The 20,346-nt window shown below is 45.3% G+C and carries 23 protein-coding genes; 12 read left to right on the plus strand and 11 right to left on the minus strand.

Features of this window, described 5'->3' with window-relative positions:
- Positions 1 to 187 precede the first annotated feature (187 nt).
- The 3 genes from F3J22_RS04360 to F3J22_RS04370 all read left to right on the plus strand — a co-directional run bounded on the left by F3J22_RS04360 (position 188) and on the right by F3J22_RS04370 (position 2,329).
- Complete coding sequence (locus tag F3J22_RS04360; RefSeq protein WP_167014660.1) at positions 188 to 1,159, plus strand: M23 family metallopeptidase; 972 nt, start codon at positions 188 to 190, stop codon at positions 1,157 to 1,159.
- Positions 1,160 to 1,274: 115 nt separating this feature from the next.
- Positions 1,275 to 1,799: a MerR family transcriptional regulator gene (locus tag F3J22_RS30500; RefSeq protein ID WP_240155001.1), complete on the plus strand. Its 525-nt coding sequence runs from the start codon at positions 1,275 to 1,277 to the stop codon at positions 1,797 to 1,799.
- Between the two features lie 11 nt (positions 1,800 to 1,810).
- Positions 1,811 to 2,329, plus strand: a complete 519-nt coding sequence (locus tag F3J22_RS04370) for a co-chaperone YbbN (RefSeq protein WP_167014662.1) — start codon at positions 1,811 to 1,813, stop codon at positions 2,327 to 2,329.
- Between the two features lie 59 nt (positions 2,330 to 2,388).
- Here the strand turns inward: F3J22_RS04370 and F3J22_RS04375 are convergent, their stop codons facing one another.
- Together F3J22_RS04375 and F3J22_RS04380 are read right to left on the minus strand one after the other, a co-directional pair.
- On the minus strand, positions 2,389 to 3,483 hold the full coding sequence (locus F3J22_RS04375; protein WP_167014664.1) for a mechanosensitive ion channel family protein: 1,095 nt from the start codon (positions 3,481 to 3,483) through the stop codon (positions 2,389 to 2,391).
- A gap of 87 nt (positions 3,484 to 3,570) precedes the next feature.
- Positions 3,571 to 4,719: an amidohydrolase family protein gene (locus F3J22_RS04380; protein ID WP_167014666.1), complete on the minus strand. Its 1,149-nt coding sequence runs from the start codon at positions 4,717 to 4,719 to the stop codon at positions 3,571 to 3,573.
- A gap of 100 nt (positions 4,720 to 4,819) precedes the next feature.
- On the opposite strand from F3J22_RS04380, the gene prfA reads away from it, so the two are divergent.
- The 3 genes from prfA (at position 4,820) to F3J22_RS04395 (ending at position 7,486) form a co-directional block, all read left to right on the plus strand.
- Entirely contained in the window at positions 4,820 to 5,884 is a 1,065-nt protein-coding gene (gene prfA / locus F3J22_RS04385; RefSeq protein WP_167014668.1) for a peptide chain release factor 1, read from the plus strand.
- Between the two features lie 182 nt (positions 5,885 to 6,066).
- Positions 6,067 to 6,633, plus strand: a complete 567-nt coding sequence (locus tag F3J22_RS04390) for a hypothetical protein (protein WP_167014669.1) — start codon at positions 6,067 to 6,069, stop codon at positions 6,631 to 6,633.
- A 172-nt stretch (positions 6,634 to 6,805) separates the two neighbouring features.
- Positions 6,806 to 7,486: an OmpA family protein gene (locus tag F3J22_RS04395; RefSeq protein WP_167014670.1), complete on the plus strand. Its 681-nt coding sequence runs from the start codon at positions 6,806 to 6,808 to the stop codon at positions 7,484 to 7,486.
- Positions 7,487 to 7,596: 110 nt separating this feature from the next.
- Here F3J22_RS04395 and F3J22_RS04400 read toward each other — a convergent pair whose 3' ends face one another.
- From F3J22_RS04400 to F3J22_RS04415, 4 genes are all read right to left on the minus strand, one after another.
- On the minus strand, positions 7,597 to 7,992 hold the full coding sequence (locus tag F3J22_RS04400) for a VanZ family protein (protein ID WP_167014671.1): 396 nt from the start codon (positions 7,990 to 7,992) through the stop codon (positions 7,597 to 7,599).
- A 127-nt stretch (positions 7,993 to 8,119) separates the two neighbouring features.
- Complete coding sequence (gene gcvH, locus F3J22_RS04405) at positions 8,120 to 8,497, minus strand: glycine cleavage system protein GcvH (protein ID WP_167014672.1); 378 nt, start codon at positions 8,495 to 8,497, stop codon at positions 8,120 to 8,122.
- A gap of 59 nt (positions 8,498 to 8,556) precedes the next feature.
- Complete coding sequence (locus F3J22_RS04410; RefSeq protein ID WP_167014673.1) at positions 8,557 to 9,216, minus strand: peptidylprolyl isomerase; 660 nt, start codon at positions 9,214 to 9,216, stop codon at positions 8,557 to 8,559.
- Between the two features lie 6 nt (positions 9,217 to 9,222).
- Positions 9,223 to 9,561, minus strand: coding sequence for a hypothetical protein (locus F3J22_RS04415; protein ID WP_167014674.1), 339 nt, complete (start codon positions 9,559 to 9,561; stop codon positions 9,223 to 9,225).
- A gap of 294 nt (positions 9,562 to 9,855) precedes the next feature.
- Between F3J22_RS04415 and F3J22_RS04420 the strand changes: the two genes are divergently transcribed.
- The 5 genes from F3J22_RS04420 (at position 9,856) to rsgA (ending at position 14,783) form a co-directional block, all read left to right on the plus strand.
- Positions 9,856 to 10,779 (plus strand): MoxR family ATPase, encoded by a 924-nt coding sequence (locus tag F3J22_RS04420; protein WP_205195220.1) that lies wholly within the window; start codon positions 9,856 to 9,858, stop codon positions 10,777 to 10,779.
- Between the two features lie 79 nt (positions 10,780 to 10,858).
- Complete coding sequence (locus tag F3J22_RS04425) at positions 10,859 to 11,698, plus strand: DUF58 domain-containing protein (protein WP_370459403.1); 840 nt, start codon at positions 10,859 to 10,861, stop codon at positions 11,696 to 11,698.
- 17 nt (positions 11,699 to 11,715) lie between these two features.
- Entirely contained in the window at positions 11,716 to 12,699 is a 984-nt protein-coding gene (locus F3J22_RS04430; RefSeq protein WP_167014680.1) for a hypothetical protein, read from the plus strand.
- A 48-nt stretch (positions 12,700 to 12,747) separates the two neighbouring features.
- Positions 12,748 to 13,758 (plus strand): VWA domain-containing protein, encoded by a 1,011-nt coding sequence (locus F3J22_RS04435; protein WP_167014682.1) that lies wholly within the window; start codon positions 12,748 to 12,750, stop codon positions 13,756 to 13,758.
- 95 nt (positions 13,759 to 13,853) lie between these two features.
- Positions 13,854 to 14,783: a ribosome small subunit-dependent GTPase A gene (gene rsgA / locus F3J22_RS04440; protein WP_167014684.1), complete on the plus strand. Its 930-nt coding sequence runs from the start codon at positions 13,854 to 13,856 to the stop codon at positions 14,781 to 14,783.
- Here the strand turns inward: rsgA and F3J22_RS04445 are convergent.
- Genes F3J22_RS04445 through F3J22_RS04455 form a run of 3 tightly spaced genes read right to left on the minus strand, consistent with a single transcriptional unit; the run spans position 14,780 to position 15,661 of the window.
- A complete protein-coding gene (locus F3J22_RS04445; RefSeq protein ID WP_167014686.1) occupies positions 14,780 to 14,920 on the minus strand; it encodes a hypothetical protein in 141 nt (46 codons plus the stop codon). The genes rsgA and F3J22_RS04445 overlap by 4 nt on opposite strands.
- Positions 14,921 to 14,931: 11 nt before the next feature.
- Positions 14,932 to 15,084: a hypothetical protein gene (locus F3J22_RS04450; RefSeq protein ID WP_167014688.1), complete on the minus strand. Its 153-nt coding sequence runs from the start codon at positions 15,082 to 15,084 to the stop codon at positions 14,932 to 14,934.
- Positions 15,085 to 15,121: 37 nt separating this feature from the next.
- On the minus strand, positions 15,122 to 15,661 hold the full coding sequence (locus tag F3J22_RS04455; RefSeq protein ID WP_167014690.1) for a gamma carbonic anhydrase family protein: 540 nt from the start codon (positions 15,659 to 15,661) through the stop codon (positions 15,122 to 15,124).
- A gap of 85 nt (positions 15,662 to 15,746) precedes the next feature.
- Between F3J22_RS04455 and F3J22_RS04460 the strand changes: the two genes are divergently transcribed.
- A complete protein-coding gene (locus F3J22_RS04460) occupies positions 15,747 to 16,928 on the plus strand; it encodes an aspartate aminotransferase family protein (RefSeq protein ID WP_167014692.1) in 1,182 nt (393 codons plus the stop codon).
- A 55-nt stretch (positions 16,929 to 16,983) separates the two neighbouring features.
- Here the strand turns inward: F3J22_RS04460 and F3J22_RS04465 are convergent, their stop codons facing one another.
- Together F3J22_RS04465 and F3J22_RS04470 are read right to left on the minus strand one after the other, a co-directional pair.
- On the minus strand, positions 16,984 to 17,733 hold the full coding sequence (locus F3J22_RS04465) for an SDR family NAD(P)-dependent oxidoreductase (RefSeq protein ID WP_167014694.1): 750 nt from the start codon (positions 17,731 to 17,733) through the stop codon (positions 16,984 to 16,986).
- A 56-nt stretch (positions 17,734 to 17,789) separates the two neighbouring features.
- Positions 17,790 to 20,297, minus strand: coding sequence for a DUF5686 family protein (locus F3J22_RS04470; RefSeq protein WP_167014696.1), 2,508 nt, complete (start codon positions 20,295 to 20,297; stop codon positions 17,790 to 17,792).
- Positions 20,298 to 20,346: the final 49 nt, after the last annotated feature.

Consider the following 20,346-nt stretch of genomic DNA (forward strand, 5'->3'; position numbering starts at 1 on the left):
ACAGGGAGTGCAAAAATATTGAAACCTGTAGGATTATTCAAAACAGGATGGTCTTACCGGCAAAAAAGTTAAGGGGCGGCTAATTAAAATATGCCAATTCTATTCATCCGTTTGAACTCATGCCAGTTAAATCTGCTGCCATGGCGCGTTAGCCGTGGCGCTCAAAGTATGCCATAGGTGCAATGCAATGAAGAAGGTAAAATATTTCTACAATACCCAAACATTAAAATATGAGAAGCTCGTAGTTTCACTACGGGTTAAAGTGCTACGTATTCTCGGATTTGTATCGGCGGCTATCGTTACCGGTGCGATTTTCCTGTCATTTGCGTACCGCTTTTTTGCATCCCCCAAAGAAAAGCTGTTACAGCGGGACCTGGACGGGATGAAAGAGAAATATGAGGCTTTACAGGGCCGCATGAAGGAAGTGAAAGGGAAGCTCACTGAGCTGGAAGACCGCGACAATGAGATCTATCGTGTCATTTTCGAGGCCAACCCTATCCCCGACAGCACCCGTATGGGCAAAATAACCCAGGATGAAGAGGCTTCCCAGCTGCAATCTTTTGCCAGCAGCGAAATCATCGCCTCCACCACCGTACTCCTGAAAGAACTCACCAATCGTATGAAAAGTCAGGAGAAATCCTTCGACGAAATCGATAAGCTGGTAAAAAACAAACAGGAAATGCTGGCATCTATCCCGGCTATTCAACCTGTATCCAATAAAGATCTTAAACACATCGCATCCGGTTTCGGATATAGGATCGACCCGATCTATAAAATGATGAAATACCACTCAGGCCTCGATTTCGCGGCACCGAGCGGCACGCCTATCTATGCTACCGGCAACGGTGTGGTGGAAGAAGCCAGTCTCAGCGACGTTGGTTACGGTAACCACGTGGTGGTACGACATGGATATGGTTACAAAACCCTCTATGGGCACATGCTCCGCATGAAAGTGAAGGCCGGTATGGCCGTAAAACGCGGCGATGTACTGGGATGGGTAGGTAGCACCGGTAAATCTACCGGACCTCACTGTCACTATGAGGTGATCAAAAATGGTGAAAAAGTAGACCCGGTCTACTTCTTCTTCAGCGATCTTACCGCCGAACAGTTCGAAACCATGGTTAAAATGGCCAGATCTGGCAACCAATCGTTCGACTAATGCATCTGGTTTGATTATAATATGATTGTTAATTAAGGGGAAATCAACGAAAGCTGAAACAAATTGGCTAAATTCATGCTTGTAAAAGATATTTTTCAACGTGTTTTTTACTGCCATGCATCAGTTAGACCTCTTTTCAATAGCAACTACTTCTTCTCTGCCAACTGCGGAAACGGTAAGCCGGAAGTTAAAAGCGAATGTAAAAACGAAGGTTAAGGCGGCTGCCCCTTCTGCACCACCGCAAATTGGTAAAAAACGCGGACGAAAATCATTGAAAGAATTCTCCGAAGACCCGGATCTGATTATGGAACTGGATAAACTGGTACTGGATAAACAATATTATTCTATCAGTGAAGTGGCCACCATGTTTAAGGTAAATACTTCGCTGGTACGCTATTGGGAAAACGAGTTCGATATCCTCCAGCCCAAAAAGAACCGTAAGGGCGACCGGCTCTTCCGCCAGGAAGATATCCACTCCCTTAAACTTATTTATCATCTCTTACGCGAAAGGAAATATACCATCGAAGGCGCCAAGCAAAAATTGAAGGAAGATCGTAAGCTTGCAGCACGAAATTTCGAAATGGTACAAGCTTTGCTGAAGGTTAGAGGTTTTTTAACCGAACTGAAAGATCAATTATAAAAAACAAGGTTATGCGATTAAAAATGTTACTATTAGGTGGTGGCCTCCTGTTCTCCTCACTGACATGGGCACAGTCCAGCAGCAACGATAAAGTGCTGAAGGGCAAAATTGACATGAAAACGCTCATGAATGGTAGCGATTATACCTGGTTCTATAAAGGAGTGAACGATTATCAACCTAATGATAATATGCTCAATTATATCAAGGCAAACCGCTCCAGCTTCAACCTTGTAGCGGTAGTGGGTACCTGGGACCAGACCAGCAGAGACGTTGTTCCGCAGCTGTATAAAGTAATGATCCTCGGCGGAAGCCCTGACGACCAGGTGCTGATGTTTGGCGCAGATCAGAAAATGAATACAGATGCTCCTGTTGATTACAAAGTGAAGAAAGTACCTACCATCATCGTTTTCAGAGATGGTAAAGAGGAAGGCCGCATCGTTGGTGCTCCGAAAGAATCTGTAGAAGCCGACCTGTCCCGCATCCTGCTTAAAAGCAGCAAATCCGACAAGGGCGACGGCAAAAGCGAATAATTATCTCGCTTAACTTATAAATAAAAAAGGTCTCTACTCAGTAGAGACCTTTTTTATGTTTATGCCTGTTTCAAAACAACCGTGGTACTGCTTCCCGGCAGTTTAATGCCCCGATGTTCCAGCATTTGAATAATCGCCAGGTTAACCGTTTCCCGCAATGCCGCATACTGCTGGCCATCTATAATAAGTGTATTGAAGATGACCTGCACGATTACCGTGTCCTTGGTAAAGTCATGCAGATTAACGGTGAAACCCGGCAGCACGCTCTGATTGCCCTTTAAAATGGCCCTGATATCCTGTACAATGCCAAGGATGGCATCTGCCGGCGTGTCGGCGGTCAGCTCCAGCTTCATATTTACACGCTGCTGCGTACGAAGGGTCAGGTTATCCAGTATGGAATCCACCATCTTTTTATTGGGTACCGTTACGAAAGTCTTTTCCTGTGTGCGGATACGCGTGCTCCTCAGCCCGATCTTTTCCACCGTACCGGTGTAAGCGTCTACTTTCACGGTGTCGCCTACCCGGAACGGCTTATCGAAGAAAATCATAAAGGAACCAATCAGGTTTTCTATGCTTTCCTTGGCTGCCAGTGCAAGGGCTGCAGCACCGATACCAAGACCCGTAATGATCTTTCCTACCAGGTCCGGACTGAATATCCTGATACAGGCAATCACCCCCATAATCAGGATAATCGCCTTAAAGAAATCTCTGAAAAATATAACAAATTGATTATCAGTTTTATCTGCTGTTAAATCTGCCTTCTTCTCCAATACCAGCGAAATAAAATCCACCAGTCGAAGCAGGATTCTGATAATACTGGCCGTGAAAACCAGCTGTAATATATTATCGGTAACATCCTTCAGGGTGGATTTACCATATATGTGCACGTTCAATATTTCCGGGAATTTAAACCGGTCGATAACAAACATGAAAGTTACCAGCAGGAAGAAGAACTCCAGTGGCTTCAGCAACAGCTCCACAAAGCTTTTTTGTTCTATCTGCGGCGACCAGTGCTTTACCAGCCTGAATAACAATGCGGCTACTATCTTGGAGAGCACACGTTTGATAAAGGACACAAACAATAAAACCAATATCAGAATCAGGTAGTCTTTTACCGGATTATCCAGGATAATGGTATCCAGAAATTTATTCATTGTACGGAACGAGTTTTAAAATAAAGATTTACGGGGCCGAATTTCCGGAAATTCCGGGTGTATTTCTCCCTGTCAGCATAATTTTTATCAGATGAGTCTGCTTATCATATCGTTGTGAATCAATACTACGCCTGGCCGTGCGCCTGGCTGGAAACTGCCATAGGTGCCGGCAATCCCAAGGGCTTCCGCCCCGTTGCTGGTGCCCCATTGAAGCAATTCTTCCAGCGGGATCTCCGGAAAATGCCGGCGGATGGTTTTTATCTCTTCCCAGACAGACAACTGATGGTTAGAGGCCAGACTATCGGTACCGATGCTGATCTGGCAGTTCATCTCCCGTAGCAGGTTTATATCCGGCAATTTGTTTTCTATATAAAGATTTGCCTGCGGGCAGAGGCACCACCATATATTGGCAGACTGCTGCCGGGCAAATTGCACATCAGTAGCTGTGGAGAAGGTGTTATGTACCAGTATTATTTTATGTAGATGGAAATATGGAAGATAGGCCTCCAGACTGCCTGTACCTGTTGGCTGGAAGCCGCTGGCGTCCATGCCGAAGGTGTTGTAAAAGTCGAGGAAGCCGCCGGTTTTGGTGGCATAGAGCTCATTTTCTGCGGCAGTTTCCTGGTTGTGGATACTGAAAGGCGTATTATCGGGGGTATTGGCAATTTTATCGAACAGCGTTTTGCTGACGGAATAGGGGGCATGCGGCACGATGGAGCTGCTATGCATAGCGCCATTGAGGGTTTCGAACTGACGAAGTACGTCCATGCTGTACTGGTAGCGACTTTCGGCGCCGGCATCCGCAACACCCATGCATTCTACAAACGTATGGAAGTAAATTTTGCTGTTTTTTTTATGCGCTATGGTGGCCGGGCCATTGCTGATATCCCCTATGGCACTGATTCCTGCATTCCACATGGCTTCCGCAGCCTGTTCCATGGCAGTTTCCTGCTGGTCGGCATTGGTATTCCGCTGCTTCATGACGGTAGTCAGGAAGGTTGGCAGCCCGGTTTTTTCCGGAATCACATTTTTCATGTGAGAAAGTTCTAGGTGACAATGGGTATTTACAAAGCCCGGGATCAGGATTCCGTCGTGAAAAATGACGTCTTCTCCTGCCTGTTGATCGTCTGAAATGCCTGTCACTACGCCATTTTCATCTAATATCAGTACTTTGTCGGGACCTAAAAACCGGTGCCCGTCAAATATCGCTTTTCCTTTTAATTTGATCTGTTTCAACAACCCTGGTGTTTATTTACGTGAATGATCTTAATTTTGCAACCCGATTGAGTACCGTGACTACCCCATTGGGCAGTATACTCAACAGTCAAAGATAATTATGATAGACAAACTCGAAGCTATAAAAGGCCGATTTGATCAGGTAGCATTGGCCCTTACCAACCCTGAGGTGGTAAGTGATAACAAAAAATTTGGCCAGCTGAGCAAGGAATACCGTCAGCTGGAAAAGATTGTGAAGGCGTATGATGCTTACCGCAATCTGCTGGATAATATTGCCTTTAACAAGGAAGTATTGGATAGTGGAGATGATGAAATGCGTGAGCTGGCGAAGGCCGAAACAGAAGAGCTGCAGGAGCAGAAAGTAGCACAGGAAGAACTGATCCGTAACCTGCTGATCCCTAAAGATCCTCAGGATGAGAAAAACGCGATCCTGGAGATCCGCGCGGGTACTGGTGGTGATGAAGCCAGCCTGTTTGCCGGAGACCTGCTGCGTATGTACCTGCGTTTCTGCGAGCTGAAAGGCTATACAACCAGTATTATGAGTGAAAACCCTGGTTCTGCCGGTGGTTATAAAGAGGTGGTACTGGAAGTAAGTGGAGATGATGTATATGGTACCCTGAAGTTTGAATCGGGCGTACACCGTGTACAGCGTGTTCCTGCTACAGAAGCATCAGGCCGTGTGCACACTTCTGCTGCTACCGTAGCGGTTTTGCCGGAGGCTGAAGAAGTAGATGTGGAGATCCGCGACGCTGATATTAAAATGGATACTTTCCGTTCCAGTGGTGCGGGTGGTCAGCACGTAAATAAAACGGAGTCTGCAGTACGTCTGACGCACGGTCCTACCGGTGTGGTAGTAGAGTGTCAGGAAGGACGTAGTCAGCACTCTAACCGTGAAATCGCCATGAAGATGCTGCGTACGCGTATCTATGAAGCGGCGGTGCGTAAACATGAAGATGCAATTGCCAGCCAGCGTAAGAGTCTGGTATCTACCGGCGACCGTTCTGCGAAGATCAGGACTTATAACTATCCGCAGGGTCGTGTTACAGATCACCGTATTGGTATGACTGTTTACAACCTGGATGCCTTCATGAACGGTGAAATCAAAGATATGATCGAAGCCCTTGCATTTGCTGAAAATGCGGAGAAGCTGAAGCAGGGCAACTAAGCCTTGTATATTGGTAACAGCCTCTGATAATAGCCGCTGACAGCGGGATTTACAGAGGCTGTTGCTTTATTAAGCGACTGTGAAATATTTACCCTGAACTGTCCGTATCTACAGGAAAAATCCTACATTTAATTAGTCCGGGAAACCAATATTACTCCCCCTTTTACTTAAATCATGCAATCATGTTAGAGCAATTATTGCAATTAGTTCAGGAACATGCACAGGGTGCTGTTGTGAACAACCCTGCTGTCCCTAATGAGCAGAACCAGGCTGTAATGCAGGCCGCTTCTGAATCTATCACCAATGGTTTACAGCAGGAGCTGGCAAATGGAAACACGGAGGGCGTTCTGAGCCTGCTTGGTGGCCATACCTCCACTGAAGGTAACCCTGTGGTGAATAATATATCCAACAACTTCCTGGATACATTATTGCAAAAATTCAATCTGGACAAAGGAGCTGCTACGCAGCTGGCTGGAAGCCTGATCCCTACAGTGCTGGGATCGCTTGTTAGCAAAACCAATGATCCTTCCAACAGTCACTTCAGCCTGGATGGTATCCTGGGATCACTGACTGGTGGCGCTTCTTCAGGTCTTGATCTGAACGGTATCCTTGGTAAACTGAAATCAGGCCTGGATACAAATGGTGATGGTAATGTTGATTTGGGCGACCTGAAAAATATATTATCCAATGGTGCCAAAGGACAACAGGAAGGTGGTATCGGCGGTATGCTGAAAAATCTGTTTGGTTGATTTTTTAAGTAGGAAGATTATAAGTTATGATTTTTTTATATTTTTTAACAATTATTAATCATGCTTATTTTTCCGAATTTCAAGTTTGGCAGTATATTTGTTTAGCAGGGAAACGACACCCATTGTCGGACCCCGGAAATTATATAATACCTTCATATCAAAAATTACTATGATGAAAAAACTGAATGTTCTGGTAGCTTGTGTATTAGCTGTAACAATGTTGTTTAGTTGTTCGCAATGGCAGAGCATGGACAATACGAAGAAAGGTGCTGCGATCGGTGTTGGTGGCGGTGCTGCTGCTGGTGCGGTAATCGGTAAAGTAGCTGGTAACACTGCATTGGGAGCTATCCTTGGTGCTGTTGTAGGTGGTGCCGGTGGTGCCCTTATCGGTAAGAAAATGGACAAACAGGCGCAGGAAATCAAAACTGAAGTGCCTAATGCAACTGTAGAACGTGTGGGTGAAGGTATTAACGTGAAATTTGATGCAGGTGTATTATTCGGTTTCGATAAATCTGATCTGTCTCCGGCTGCACAGACAAGCATTACACAACTGGCGCAGGTACTGAATAAATATCCTGATACATATGTACGTGTGGAAGGTCATACCGATTCTACCGGTACTGATGCTTACAACATGGCATTATCAGAAAGAAGGGTAAAAAGCGTATCTGCTTTCCTGACTAAGCAAGGTGTTGATGCTTCCCGTATCCAGGGCTTCTGGTATGGTAAAACTCAGCCAATTGCACCAAACAGCACAGAAGAAGGCCGTGCTAAAAACCGTCGTGTAGAGTTTTCCATCTTTGCTAACGACAAGATGAAATCTGACGCGAAGAAAGAAGCTGGCCAGCAATAATATTCAAGAGATTTTTAAGGTACACTTATTTCTCATAAGCAGTAAATGACTCCCCCCTGATTCCAGGGGGGATTTTTTTTCTGCCGGATATAAAAAGAAAAGAGCGGAAATTATTTCCGCTCTTTTCTTTTTTCCAATATGGAGATGAATATCCTGAAAACCCAGACACCGGCGATAGCGCCTATCGTGTCGGCCAATGCGTCGTAGAGATCAAAGCTCCTGCCTTCGGCATAATATTTTTGTATAAATTCTATAGCGAGGCCATAAGCAGCGGCAAAGAGTACGAAGAGAAACAGCAGTGCCGGAGAAATCTTTTTACGTTGCCACCAGAAGGCCAGACTTAGAAAGAATACAATTCCACCAAACAATCCGAAGTGCACAAATTTATCAAAATGAATTTTTTCCAGGAAGGAGTTGGTAGGAATGTCTCTGCCAGGGAGCGTACACAATACCATGATCAGCACTAACCAGGCTATTGCAGGTATGAAATATCTGAGCTGTTTCATTTACCAGTTTGTTGTATCTGAGTGGTTTCCGTAATTCGAAAAAAGCACGAAGGACAACCGGGGCGCATGATAAACGCAGCCTGTTGTCCTTCGTGGCATGTATAAAAAAGTTATTGATAGCGTAATACTAGCTGATCAGTTTTGCGTAGTCGTCAGCGCTTAACAGCTTATCAACATCAGCAGGATTTTTAACGGTTACTTTTACCATCCAGCCGTCACCGTAAGGGTCAGTGTTAACCAGTTCAGGACTGTCGTTCAGTTCTTCGTTTACTTCGCTGATAGTAGCGGCAACAGGTAAGAACAGGTCAGAAACGGTTTTAACTGCTTCTACGGTACCGAATACATCTTCTGCCTCTAAGGATTTACCAACGGTTGGAATATCCACGAAAACGATGTCTCCCAGTTCGCGCTGAGCAAACTCAGTAATACCGATGGTAGCGGTGTTACCTTCTAACAAAATCCATTCGTGATCCTTTGTGTATTTCAGGTTGGAAGGAAAATTCATACAAGTTTGATTTTTGAGCCGTAAAAATACTGAAAGTTATATTACAACGAGTCTGGCTGTCAAAAGAATAGCCATTTTTTCTTTAGCCTGATTTTCATGGGAATATCCTGCAGGGGCCTGTTACGGCTATCGGTTTTTTCTGCAGCGATTTTATCGATGACATCCATGCCCTTGATGACCTGTCCAAACACGGTGTAGCTCTGGTCCAGGTGGGGAGCGCCGCCTTCTGTCATATAGACATCCCGCTGGTCTACTGGTATTTTACGCCCTCCAAGTCTGGTTTTTTCCAGTGTGTCTAACTGTTGCTCTGTGAAAACCTTTCCCTGAACGATATAGAACTGACAACCTGAAGAGGCTTTGTCCGGGCGGTTATCGCGGGCTGCGGCCAGTGCCCCTTTACGATGAAAGAGGTCCAGCTCAAACTCAGCAGGGATGGTATAGCCCACATCGCCGTTGCCCAGCTCCTGCCCTGGTTTGGCATGTTTGGAGTCGGGATCGCCACCCTGTATCATAAAGTTTTTGATCACCCTGTGAAACAGCGTACTATCGTAGAAGTGATGGCGGGTAAGTTTGATGAAATTATCCCGGTGTTTAGGGGTCTGATCGTAGAGTTTAACGATCATGGTTCCATAAGGGGTAATGATCTTGGCCTTTCTGTTCTTAGCCTGGGTGAAAGCGGCCAGGGATAAAAAGGTGATCAGGAGTAACAGTTTCTTCATAGAGAATTATTCTTCTTCCTTATCGTTAAAATAAGCGATGACATGTTCTTTCAGGAATTGTTCCTGTTCTTCCAGCCCCATTTTAGGAACGGGTTGTACTTCTTTGAAATGTGGCCATCCGTCTTTATCATAGCCATCCAGTTCGAAATAGCCGCTCTGGCTCAGCAACGTGCATACGGCAACGTGCATGAGGTCCTGTTTTTGTTCTTTGGTATATTTTTTTCTAAACTTATTAAGTTCGTTCATGCCTATAAGGAACAGAATGGCCTCCATATTAGGTTTTTTACCAAACCTTTCTGTGAGCATTTCCTCTATAGGCTTCCAACGCGTCGCGAAATCTTCCATATATATTTATTTAGCCTGAACAGCAAATGTACGTGATACTGAAAATATACAATAAAACTAAAGAAGGGCCGCCACCGGGAAATTTCTGTCGTTGATCAGCATAGATAGATCAGCCACTGTGGCAAGTTTAACAGCACTTTAACGGCTCCTTCACACAGTTATAAGTTTTATTTGTGATAAGAATGATTATTTTAGCACACCTGAAAAATTATTAGCATGGAAAATACATCATCCGATATCCGTCAACTGAATGAAAAAATCCATCAGGCAAGTGCTTTCGTGGATTTGCTAAACATGGAGCTGGGCAAGGTAATCGTTGGTCAGAAATACATGGTGGAAAGATTGTTGATTGGTTTACTGGCACAAGGTCACGTACTCCTGGAAGGTGTGCCTGGTCTGGCAAAAACCCTTTCTATCAAATCGCTTTCTTCCGCGATCAATGGTAAATTCAGCCGTATTCAGTTTACGCCGGACTTATTACCGGCCGACGTTATTGGTACTATGATCTATAACCAGCAGCGTAACGAGTTTGTAGTACGCCGTGGTCCTATCTTCGCCAACTTTATCCTGGCGGATGAGATCAACCGTGCCCCGGCAAAAGTGCAGAGTGCCCTGCTGGAAGCAATGCAGGAAAGACAAATCACCATTGGTGATACTACCTTCAAGCTGGATGAGCCTTTCCTGGTACTGGCTACCCAGAACCCGATCGAACAGGAAGGTACCTACATGCTGCCTGAAGCACAGGTAGACCGTTTCATGCTGAAAGTAGTAATCGGTTATCCGACGAAAGAAGAAGAAAGACATATCATCCGTCAGAACCTCAACCCACAGGCTACGCCTGAAATCCGCCCGGTTATTCAGCCTTCCGATATCATGGAAGCCCGTAAACTGGTACGTGAGGTTTATATGGATGAGAAAATCGAGAAATATATCATCGATATCGTTTTCGCTACCCGTAACCCGGAAGAATACAAATTACAGAAATTGAAGCCACTGATCGCCTACGGCGGGTCTCCAAGGGCCAGCATCAACCTGGCACTGGCAGCAAAAGCCTATGCCTTCATGAAACGCAGAGGTTATGTAATTCCGGAAGATGTCCGCAGTATATGCTTCGACGTAATGCGTCACCGTGTGGGACTTACCTACGAAGCAGAGGCAGAGAACGTAACCAGCGAAAACATCCTCAGCGAAATCCTGAACGCAGTAGAAGTACCTTAATCGTACCACACGCCCGTTCAATATCATTTCGTAAAACATTAATTGCTTAAAGGTGGATACTGCAGAAATATTAAAAAAGGTGAGACAGATTGAGATCAAGACCAAAGGTCTCACCAATCACATATTTGCAGGCGAATATCATAGCGCCTTCAAAGGCCGTGGTATGAACTTCAGCGAAGTAAGGGAATACCACTTCGGTGACGACGTACGCTCCATAGACTGGAACGTAACTGCCCGCTTTAACCATCCTTTCATAAAGGTATTTGAAGAAGAGAGAGAGCTGACCGTAATGTTGCTGGTGGATGTCTCCGAAAGTTCTGCCTTTGGTACCAAAAAACAGGATAAACGCCATCTCATCACCGAGCTGTGCGCTGTTTTTGCTTTCTCTGCCATCAAAAACAATGATAAGGTTGGGGTTATCTTTTTCAGTGATGGAATGGAAAAATATATTCCTCCTAAAAAGGGAAAATCTCACATCTTATTCATTATACGTGAATTACTGTCATTCACGCCTAAACGAAAAGGAACCAATATTAAAGAAACCCTGCGCTTCTTTAATAACGCTACCAAAAAGAGAAGTATCGTATTTGTGCTGAGCGATTTTCTGGCAGGTAATTACCAGGACGCCCTCAATATCGCGGCTAAAAGGCACGATGTGGTTGGTGTACATGTATACGACCAGCGCGACAAAGAACTGCCGCCAGTTGGGCTGATACAGGTTGCCGACGCAGAAACCGGCGCCGTACAATGGGTGGACACTACCGACAAAAAAGTACGTCAGTATTACGAACACCAGTTTCAGCAACATGCACAATATTGTAAAAATGCTTTTCTGAAAAGTGGTGCAGAATTAGTATCTATCAGAACAGATGAGGATTATGTGAAAGCATTGCAGACATTCTTCCTCAACAGAGCATAAAGCGGAGCAAAGAAATCATGTATAAACAACCAGGTATACGAAGCATATTTATCTTTTTGTTACTGGGCCTGATATTTCCGGCTGGCCTGATGGCACAAACATCTCCTGAAGTTCATGCAGGAGTGGATACTGCCAGTATCAGGATAGGTGAACAGGTAAAGCTGCGCCTTACTGCTACCATTCCTGCCAGTCAGTTTAACAGTGCACGTATCGGCTTCCCGATTATACCCGATTCACTCGAACATTTTGAAGTAGTATCCAGAGGTTCCATTGATACCAGCGGTGATCAGCAGCTGAAAGTACTGGCGCAGACATTTGTGCTTACCAGCTTTGATTCCGGTCACTGGGAAATACCTCCTATGCGTTTTGAGATACTGAAAGGTGGTACCAGTCTGACAGATTCGCTATACACTGCACCTGTTGGTGTAGATGTTGGAACGGTGGCTGTGGATACGACCAAGGCATTCCGTCCCATTAAAAGTGTACAGGGCGCACCATGGCGCTTCCTGGATTACTGGATGGAGTTTGCCGGCGGCGCGCTGGCAGTACTGATTATTATCGGTATCATCATGTACTTCGCTACACGTAAGAAGAAAGTACCTGAAGTGCCTACTCCTACTGTTTCTCCATTTGATCTGGCTACGCAACAGCTGAAAACGCTGAAAGCAGAGCAGCTCTGGCAGCACGGAGATGTAAAACAGTATTATACCAGATTGACAGATATCCTGCGTACCTATTTTGAACATCAGTTTGGAATAGCTGCCCTGGAACAAACTACTGAAGAGCTGTTACAGAACATCAAGCCTGTAACCAAGCTGAATCAGCAGCGTGATAAATTACGCACCTTGCTTACCATCGCCGACCTGGCAAAATTTGCGAAAATGGAGCCTACGGCAGATGAACATGAGGATTGTATGCGTAAAGCAGAAGAAATTCTCGAATGGACCCGCCCTAAAAGCGAGGGGGGCAATGGTGAAGGTATAGTAACCCAGGAGGCATAACCGGGGTTATACCTGCAATCTTTATAGAAAGGATTTAATAAGATATTGATGGATTTATCTACCTGGAAAAATATTGAATTTGCCTACCCGGCTTACTTCTGGCTGTTATTGCTGGTGCCGGTGATGGTGTATTGGTATATCTCCCGGAATAAGCAACAGCAAGGAGTGATGATGGTATCCTCCATTCAGGGTTTACGGGGACTGCCCGTATCCTGGAAGGTACGGTTCCGCCCATTGCTGCTGGTTCTCCGGATTATCGCCTATTCGGCGCTGGTGGTAGCACTGGCACGTCCGCAAACCTCCAATACCTCCGAAAGTATTGACAGTGAAGGGATCGACATCGTACTGGCGATCGATATTTCGGGTAGTATGCTGGCGCAGGACCTCCAGCCAAACCGTATGGAAGCGGCGAAGAATGTGGCCCTCGACTTTGTGGATAAACGCATCAGCGACCGTATCGGCCTGGTGGTGTTTTCTGGCGAGAGCTTCACACAATGCCCCATTACCACTGACCATGCCGTACTGAAAAATCAGATTATGCAGGTGAAAAGTGGTATGCTGCAGGATGGTACAGCCATCGGTATGGGGCTGGCTACTTCTGTAGACCGCCTCCGTAGCAGTACCGCTAAAAGTAAAGTGATCATCCTGCTGACGGATGGCGTCAACAACACTGGTTTGATTGACCCGCTGACAGCCCTGGAAATTGCAAAAGCATATAAAATCCGTGTATATACAATCGGCGTAGGAACCATTGGTAAAGCACCTTTCCCGATGCCGATGCCGGATGGTTCTGTACAAACTGTTATGCAGGACGTTCAGATCGATGAGCCGCTGATGAAGAAAATCTCCAAGGAAACCGGTGGCCAGTATTTCCGCGCTACCAATACCGGAGACCTCAAGCATATCTACGACGAAATCGATAATATGGAGAAGACTAAGGTAGAAATCACTTCCTATAAGAAGTATGCGGAACATTTCTTCCTGTTTGCCTGCATCGCATTAGCCTGCATCCTGCTGGAAACTGTATTGAGATATACTTTATTCAGAAGTCTGCCGTAAAAAGATATTTATCATTGTGAAATGCCTTATCAGTAGATGATAAGGCATTTTTTTTATCCTTACCTTTGGTGTTCAGAACATCTAAATAAGGGATATTGCAAGCAACGATCTATAAATCAACAGGGAGCTGGTACACTGTGAAAACGGCTGACGGCGAAACTTTTCAGGCACGTATGAAGGGGATCTTCAAGAAAAATGAAGACATCACTTCCACCAACCCGGTGGCAGTAGGTGACCTCGTAGAGATTGAGCCTGAAGATAGTGAACCTGGCAATGCCATGATTACCAGGATCGAAGACCGCACCAACTATATCGTGCGTGCTTCTCCCCATGGTAAAAACAAAAAGCATATTGTTGCTGCAAACCTGGACCAGGCCGTACTGATCTGTACGCTGAAAGAACCCCGTACTTCCACCGGCTTCATCGACCGTTTCCTGGTTACTGCCGCTGCATATCACATCCCGGTGATTCTTATCTTCAATAAAAAAGATATTTATGGAGATAAGGAGATGGAGAAGTTTGAAGAGATTGAGGAAGTATATACCAATATCGGCTATCAGATAATGTTGATATCTGCAAAAGAACAAGATGGTATAGACGAAGTAAAGGCGGTGCTGAAAGATAAGACTACTTTGATTTCCGGCCACTCCGGCGTAGGGAAATCCTCTCTGATAAATGATCTGATGCCCGGATTAACAATCCGTACCACTGCTGTAAGCGGCTGGAGCGGTAAAGGGCTGCATACTACCACGGCAGCGGAAATGTACGACCTTCCTGATGGCGGCCGGCTGATAGATACGCCGGGCGTGAGGGAGTTCGGTATCGTTGATATAGAGAAATCAGAGTTATCGCATTACTTCCTGGAAATGCAGCCATACCTGAGCGAATGCCAGTTCAATAACTGCCTGCATATCAACGAGCCAGGCTGCGCTGTGAAAGCAGCGGTAGAAGCCGGCGAAATAAATATCGACAGGTATGTTAGCTATGCTACCATTCTTGAAACCATCGAAGAAAAAGAATACTAACGTTTCGTTTTACTCAGCTCATCCAGCACTTTTTCGGCGCCCCAGTTACGACGGGGTTGCGGACATCCTTTCTTTTGCGTATGACAGGCGGCGCAGGCAATTACTGCCAGCAGCAAAATGATGATCAGTCTTTTCATAGGATAATGATTTAGAAAAGACGTGTCATTTGCTTGCCAGCCTTGCGGTTAGAGGCCTTAATGTCCTTCGTGTAGTAATTGGAGGCAGGGCAGCCTTTTTCCTGTGAGGCACAGCTTCCCAGCAGGATGCAGCCCAGGAGAAGCAGGCAAATATATAATTTCATAGGGAGCGGATATTTGCCTGCAATATAACGATTTTTCCTAACGCGTCTTCTCTTTTGGAATCACGCCTTCATACCAGGAAGCGTACATGGCGTAATTCTTTGATATTCTGTTGATTTCGCCATTAATGAGACTCGTATCTATATCTTTTACCTTTTTGGCGGGAACGCCGGCCCAGATAGTACCTTTTTCTACGTGTGTGCCTGCCAGTACCACTGCACCTGCTGCAACAATGGAATCACTGTCTATACGGGCATTGTCCATCACAATAGCGCCCATACCTATCAGCACATTATCAGCGATCGTACAGCCATGGAGGATAGCATTATGGCCTATGGACACATTGTTCCCTACAATGGTCTGTGATTTCTGGTAGGTGCAGTGAATAACAGCGTTATCCTGGATATTCACATTGTCGCCGATGCGAATACTGTTTACATCTCCGCGCACAACGGCGTTAAACCACACGGTACAGCCTTTTCCCATAATAACATCACCAACGATTGTAGCATTTGGCGCAATGAAGGTATCTTCCGGCAATTGAGGTGTGTGGCCGTTTAAAGGTAGAATGTATGCCATAGTAAACTGATTTTGAAGCTGTACAAATATAACAATTAGTAATTAGCAGTTGTTTTCTAACTTCGCAGGAATAGTGAATCGAGATATGAACAACAGACAACTTTTTTTGCAGCACGTAGCGCAAACGTCTGATGCCCCGCTGGCATTAGAAATAGTGAAAGCAGAAGGCATGTACATGTGGGATGCTGACGGTAAAAAATACCTTGATCTGATAGCTGGTATCAGCGTATGTAACGTAGGACACTGCCACCCTTCTGTAGTAAAAGCCATACAGGACCAGGCGCAGCAGTATATGCACCTGCTGGTGTACGGAGAATTCGTACAGTCGCCACAGGTATCCTTTGCCAAACTCCTGACAGATCATCTTCCAGAGAATCTTAACACTGTATATTTCACCAATTCCGGTGCAGAAGCTGTAGAAGGCGCCATGAAACTGGCAAAGCGTTATACCGGCAGAACTGAAATCGCGGCCTTTAATCGCAGCTATCATGGTTCTACCCAGGGAGCACTCAGCATCCTGGGAGATGAATTCTGGAGAAATGCCTACAGGCCTTTATTGCCAGGCATTCAGCACCTGACCTATAACGACTACGCTTCATTAGACCTTATCACGGAACGTACTGCTGCTGTGATCGCGGAAAGCGTACAGGCAGAAGGCGGCGTAAACGTACCGCAACTGGAATGGATATACGCATTACGTGAAAAATGTACTGCCACAGGTACTTTGCTGGTCCTGGACGAAATTCAATGCGGACTTGGCCGTAATGGTACATTATGGGCATTTGAGCAACTGGGTATCGTACCTGATATATTACTGCTGGGTAAGGCATTAGGTGGTGGTATGCCATTAGGTGCATTTATATCTTCCAGAGATATTATGTGGACGCTTACCAATAACCCTGTATTAGGCCACATTACTACGTTTGGCGGACATCCGGTGAATTGTGCCGCTGGCCGTGCAGGCTTCCAGGCATTGCTGGACCTGGATGTAGTAAAAGATGTGAAAGCAAAGGGACAGCTGTTCCACCAGCACCTGAAACATCCTAAAATAAAGGAAGTCCGCTCACTCGGCCTGATGATGGCCATTGAGCTGGAAAACTTTGAATCCAATAAGAAAACAATCGATTATTGCATCGCCAATGGTGTGCTGACAGACTGGTTCCTGTTTGCACCGGAATGTATGCGTATTGCACCGCCGCTCATTATTACCGAAGAAGAGATTATTGCAGCGTGTAAGATTATTTGTGAGGGATTGGATAGATTGTAATTATCTTACTAAAGAAAATAAAACCGGCAGGATAATTTATCCTGCCGGTTTTGTTTTAACTCGCCAGTACGCCACCATCCAGCGTAAGAATGCTGCCGTTGCAGTAGCTGCTGTCGTCAGAGGCAAAGAAGATAAAAGCATTTGCTACTTCGTGTGCCAGCCCCAGCCTATGTATAGGAGTCCTATCTTCCCATTTTTTACGGATTTCTGCAGGCAGATTTGCCAGTAATGGCGTATCAATGTAATATGGGCAGATGGCATTGGCGCGGATATGCTGACCGCCATATTGTGCGGCAATGTTTTTTGTGAGTCCCAGCACACCATGTTTGGCAGCGGTATATGGTACCAGGCCAGGTTCTGCTACCAGTCCTGCCAGCGATGAAAGGTTGACGATAACGCCACCACCCTGTGTCAGGAACTGTTGCAATTCATATTTTACGCAGTAGAATTGTCCGGTGAGATTTATGTCGATAATCCGTTGCCATACTTCATCAGGCATATCATGGATGCCGGAATAAGGCCCTCCTACCCCAGCATTGTTAAGCGCCACGTCTATGCGGCCAAACTGTTTCACGGTGGCTGCTATGGCTTCTTTTACGCTGTCCGACTTACTTACATCAATAGCGATAAAAGCATTTTTAGCACCCAGGTCGCTGAGCTCCTTTAATACAGCAGAAGGGTCTGAAGTGATCAGGTCAGCTATCATTACAATAGCACCTTCCTTAGCAGCGGCCAGTGCGCAGGCCTTACCTATACCGGAATTGCCGCCGGTAATGAATACAACTTTATTGTCCAGCTTTCCCATGATAAATCTGTTTAGGATGTAATCATGTTAACACCGGAAAGCGGGAAAGGTTATGTTTAGAATTGTAGCTTAAAGCTGCCAAATACGCCGAATCGTTTGCTGTTGGTATCGTCCGGTAATGCCGTCGGAGAAACGCGCCATACAAAGTCGACACGCAGGAATTTAAAGATGTTTTCGATACCGGTACCTACTTCCACATAAGGGTCGCGGTCCAGTGTTTTGAACGGATAGCCGTTGTTGAGGTTCAGTGCCCTGTTTGCCGGAGAGAGTGAACCGATCACCCCTTTAGCTTCCCAGAACTGGCGCCACTTCAGCTTTTTAATGAGTGGGATATATGCGAAGATACCATTACCGATGGTGTGTTCCAGGTTGAAGCCTGCATAACGATCGCTCAGGAATTCGAAGCGGTTCATCATGTTGAAGGCATATTTGTTATAGTAGTAAATTTCGTTACCGGGATGTACTTCCAGCGAAGTATAAGGCAGATTACCGAAGATACGGCCACCATAAACGTTATAGTACAGCGTACCGAAAGGCGGCAGCTTCACGTAGTCGGATACACTCAGACTCAGTTTATTATATTGCTGGCTGCTGTTCGCGATACCTGGGATACCCAGTGCGTATTTGAATTCTACGATAGGAAATTTACTACCCAGACTATACCGATAAAAATTACCTTCCAGGAATTCTTCCTGGAATGCATATCGGAGTTTTACCTCCACTTCTGCACTGGTCAGCGGATCACCTTTGGTGGTCATCGACTTGTAGGCATCGACAGTAGGCAATGGCGCAAAAGGCCTTACCCACTTATGTATCAGGGATACCTGGTGAGAAAATCCGCTAAAATATTCCTTGAAAAACTCTACGCGTTTTTCATCTACCAGTAAAAACTTCTGTGGTACACCATTTTTACGGATGGCGAGGGTGAATATATTATCAGATCCTACTTCGTCATAATAATGGGAACCATTGTCCAGATCGCGGGCATAGGCGCCATAGAGGTACATGCGCGGATGTTTTTTCAGGAGCCAGAGCGCACTGATTTTACCTTTATAGGCTTCGTCGTTGAAGCCATATGCCAGGTAGCCGTAGAGGTATACATCTTTACTGAATTTAGGCGTGGTACCGAGGTCCAGCCTCATACGGAAGCCTTCCAGTGTGTTCTGCGAAAATGCGTAGTAATAGGGTCCCCATTCCAGTTTGCCGAATGGCTTGTAGCCGGTAGCGAGGAAACGGATCGTATTGGAATACTTCTGAAACAGTGGCATTTTCTGCAGACTATCTACCATTTTGTAGATGCCAGCTTCGTTTTTGCTCAGGTCTTCCGGGCGGTTGTTTGTCCAGAAAGAGTCTTTCTGAAAGCGTGCACTGTCCAGCAGATTGATATTCTGCGGATATCTTTTATCGGCAAAGATATTGGTGGCAGCGGTATCGTTGGTGATAACGTTGGAGTAGGTCGTGGTTTTACGGCCTATGAAGTCCAGCGTTTTAGCCGGATTAGGGCTGGGCGCCCAGAAGTCGGCGATAAATTTATCTTTATAGAGAAACCAGGTACTATCTGGCAGTTGTTTGAATTCCTGTACCAGGCTCACTTTTCGTACGAAGTTGAGATTGGCGGCAGAAGGTACGCTGAGCGTGGTTTTATAAACTGCATAAGTCGTATCATGTACCCAGATATCACCAATGAAAACATTTTCGCCTTTACGTTTAGGCGTGAAGTTTAGTTTGATGAATCGTTGGGAACTGATGTACTGGGTATCTGCGATTTTATAGTCGTAATAGAAAGCACCGTTGTTGTTGATCGGGCTTACAAATTGTTTATCGAATACGGGTATAAAGTTATCGTAGATGTTGATGTTCTGGTACATTCCACCGAGGAACTTGTGAACGCTTTCGTTGTCTATTCCTGAAGTACGGGCAGCTTTGATGACCTCTTTGGTTTTATGAGGTTTTGCCTGGTAGTAGTAATCAGATAATGATTCGGTCAGGAAGATGGGTAGAAAGGGTTTGTCTTCCGAAGTACTGTCGATATTATTGAGGATAAAAGCGAAGGGTTTGGTAAATCTGTTCCTGGATAATTTTTCCTTATTAAGGTTTTTCATATCCAGTTCAAGTTTATTATAAACCTCATACGTATAGTTATCCAGCCTATTATAATTATTTTCTGGTTTATGCCGGATGATTTGCCGTAGTAATATGAGTGCCCAGTTTACGCTTGCTTTTACCTCATGTGCTTTGAGCGAAACATCGGACCTTGCTATATCGAAGTTGATGGTTTGTTCCTTGAGACTGCGGTCTACGGGCATTTTAGTGAGATTGTAGCCCATTACCCTTACCTGTAGTGTGTCTGCTGGGATTACATTCAATTCAAAGATATATTTTCCCTCTGCATCACTAACCATACCTGTTTGAGTATTAGTGAATTGCAAGGTGGCGAAAGGTATAATTTCCTGTGAATGCGCATCTCTGATTACTCCTTTGATTTTATACTGTTGAGCTATCAAACCTGCGGGCCAGGCTAATACAATAAAAATGGTTGCTATGATTCTTTTCCAGTCTGTCATATTCTGAGAACAATATTATAGTATTTAGCGCTAAACTTTCAATCTGCCG

It is taken from the genome of Chitinophaga sp. Cy-1792, assembly GCF_011752935.1.
GTDB lineage: Bacteria > Bacteroidota > Bacteroidia > Chitinophagales > Chitinophagaceae > Chitinophaga.